Genomic DNA, 2901 nt, shown 5'->3' on the forward strand with positions numbered 1-2901 from the left:
GCTCTGGACTTACAACAACGACCGCCCAACATAGGGATCGGCGGGATCAAGCCGCTCAGAAATTGAAACTGCAAACCGCTGCGTGAGTTCTACGATTGAATCCCGTAAAAGGCGGGGGGGAGCAGCCGGTCCATCCCATTACCGGACTCCGGCCCGCTGATGACCGGCGACGGGTTCTTCGCCGCCGGTCACGTCCGCTCATTGAGGTATTACGTCTGCGGTCAGATGTCGATCTTCTCGGCGATCTCAATCGCATCGTCGACCTCGATGCCGAGGTAGCGCACGGTGCTTTCGATTTTCGAATGTCCCAACAGTTGGGCTTCATACTACGCATCTCCTAAATCATTGAAAATCAAAGGCCTGCTGTTTGCCATTTGGTGTTACCGGACGCGGCGTGGCTGTATTCTTGTCGAACGCAACCAAGTCGGCAGCTTTGATGACCCACGGCGCGCCTTCGCAAGCCTGTCGGCCCTTGATGTCGCCGCGACGGAGCATGCGCAACGCCGTCATCTTGCAAACCTCGATGATTTGCGCCGCGGCTTCAAGCGTGATCTCGCCGCGTTCCTCCCACTCGCCGTCGCGATAGGCATCAATCTCTTGGTGTTTGCGGAAGCCACGAACGCCCTGCTCTGTCCAGGACTTACCCAAGGCCATCGGCTTGCCGGATCGATTGAGCAGCCGTGCGATCTGCCGATCTGGCATCAGACGGGCCAGTTCGCGCACAAGTGCAATCAAGTCGCCAGCAACGGGATAGTGATGCCGGCCACTCGCGTTGAGTTTTAGCGGCTGCTTCAGCGCCGTGTGATCACCTCCCTGCCAATGCAGCACCATATCGATCATCGCGCCGTCTTTGCGCACGACGATCTCGTTTAGGCACGCGCGCAGGATCTTCTTGCGCGTCAGCGTGGTCGCGGCCGGATGCGACCAAGCGTGCGCCAAGTCGGCGCCGAGCGCCAGCAGTTTGTGGCGTTCCGCTTCGCCGAGCGGCGCCGGCTTCTGCGCTTCAACCGCTGCGATGTCGCGCTCGATCTTCTGCACAGCGCTCAGGGCTTCGTTCCAGCGGCGCTCAAGTTCTCCCGCGACGAGGCGGTTCGCAGGGTCAACGGCGTCATACTGCCGACGAGCGTGGGCAACGTCGTAACGCGCCTGCTGCAGTGCGAGTTCGAGCTGTCGCTCGGTCGCCGTCGTCCTCTGGGCCTGTTGCTCGATCGCCTTGACGGCAGCGTCCACCCCGAGCGGGGTGATGACGAGCAGCACCTCTTTGGCAACCACAGCATCGACCTGTCGGCTGCCAATCGAGATACAGCGCTCTGTGCCGTGGTTCATGCGCGCGCCGTAGCAATTGTAGCGGCCGATGTTGCCGCTGTAGTGCACGTGAAGCTTGCGGCCGCAGTGGCCGCACCGAAACAATCCTGCAAGAAGCACATCGCCGCGCCGCACGGCGCCCTTCACCATCTCGCTGCCCTTGCTCACGGCGTTTTCAGCGATCAGGCGCTGATTGCGTTCAAACTCTTCCCACGTGATGTAGCCTTCGTGGTGATCTTTGATCAGCACATCGCATTCGCTGAGCGGACGGCGGACGCCGCGCCGTACGTGCTTGCGGCCATTCTCGACACTGATCTTGCTTGTCGTGCGGCCGAATGCGTAAACGCCTGCATAAACCGGATTGCTGAGAATGTTGTGCACGGTATTGTAAGCCGGCAGCCGCCAACTAACGCCCTGCGCCTCGGTGTTGCGGCCCTTGACGGGCAGTTCGACGCCTTCATCTCTGAGCCAGATATGAACTTGGCGTGCACTCTGGAAATCGGCGAACTTCGTGAACACGAGCTTCAACGCTTCCTGAACTCGCTGGTTCGGATCTTTTTCGATTCTGTCGCGGCCGGCTTTGACGTATCCAGCCGCCACGCGCAGAAACAATGCGCCCCGCCGCGCCTTCTGTTTCAGCGCTTCGTGCGAGCGCTGGCGAAACAGCGAAAGTTCAAGCTCACTCATCGTGCCCTTCATCCCCAGCAATAGCCGATCATTGGGATGGCGAGGATCGTAGATTCCGTCCTCGTCGACGAGGATCGTTCCAACCAATCCACAGAACTCGATCAACGTGTGCCAATCGCGTCCGTTGCGGGCCAGACGCGAGGCCTCGATCGCGAGCACAGCGCCAACGCCGCCAGCACAGATCGCGGCAATCAGGCGCTCGAATCCCGGCCGCGTCGTGCCACCACCCGAGCGGCCGAGATCGTCGTCAACGACTTCGACTGTGGTCCAGCCGAGCTGGCGTGCGCGATCGGCGAGGCCGTATTGCCGGCGACGGCTCTCGTGGTTGTGCGCGATCTGATCGGCGGTCGATTGCCGGATGTAGACGAATGCGCTGCGCGCCAGGTGCTCAGCGGTGATTTTGCTCATCGCCGGCCTCCCCGGTTACCAGTGTCGCGGCGATCTCTGCCAGCAGGGCTTCCACCAGTGCAGTCAGTCGCGGCTTTAGGGCTGGCGGCAACGTCACGGGCGGTGGCTCTATTGCGAACAGATCTGGAGCGGGGGGTGCGGGATTTTTGATACATCGGTTCATAGCCTTCGGTCTCCATCGTCGACTCGGACGACAGAGAGGTTAGGAGCGCGTCGATGGCGACGCGCATCGACAACAGAATTTCAACGGGAAATCGCGGCGCATCTGAAATGGTGAACCGGGCTGCAGCCTCGTTGAGCATCCAGGCGGGCAAATGCGCAAGCGATCCATCGGGCTGAACGATGACCACATGCTCGACGTCGTGATTGAGCAGGCGACGGCGAACAAGAACGGTTTCACCGCATCGTGGGTGGAATGGGTATAGGATCTTGGCTTGGATGGGGTGTTCGCGGGCAGTATGCCGTGCTTCCGAACAAAAGTTGGACCGCTCTGAGGTTCCC

General features: G+C 60.7%; 2 protein-coding genes. Both read right to left on the minus strand.

Going from position 1 to position 2901, the window contains the following annotated elements; all coding sequences use genetic code 11:
* Positions 1–342: 342 nt before the first annotated feature.
* Positions 343–2400, minus strand: a complete 2058-nt coding sequence (locus WCE35_RS08895; protein WP_424592977.1) for a recombinase family protein — start codon at positions 2398–2400, stop codon at positions 343–345.
* Positions 2397–2901, minus strand: a 505-nt coding sequence (locus WCE35_RS08900; RefSeq protein WP_424592978.1) for a hypothetical protein, incomplete at its 5' end; no start/stop codon positions are given. The genes WCE35_RS08900 and WCE35_RS08895, both read right to left, overlap by 4 nt.

This window comes from Bradyrhizobium sp. (assembly GCF_049691595.1).
GTDB lineage: Bacteria > Pseudomonadota > Alphaproteobacteria > Rhizobiales > Xanthobacteraceae > Bradyrhizobium.

Coding starts and splice junctions, on each gene's coding strand:
- WCE35_RS08895 (WP_424592977.1), bottom strand. CDS start 2,400: ATGAGCAAAATCACCGCTGAGCACCTGGCGCGCAGCGCATTCGTCTAC.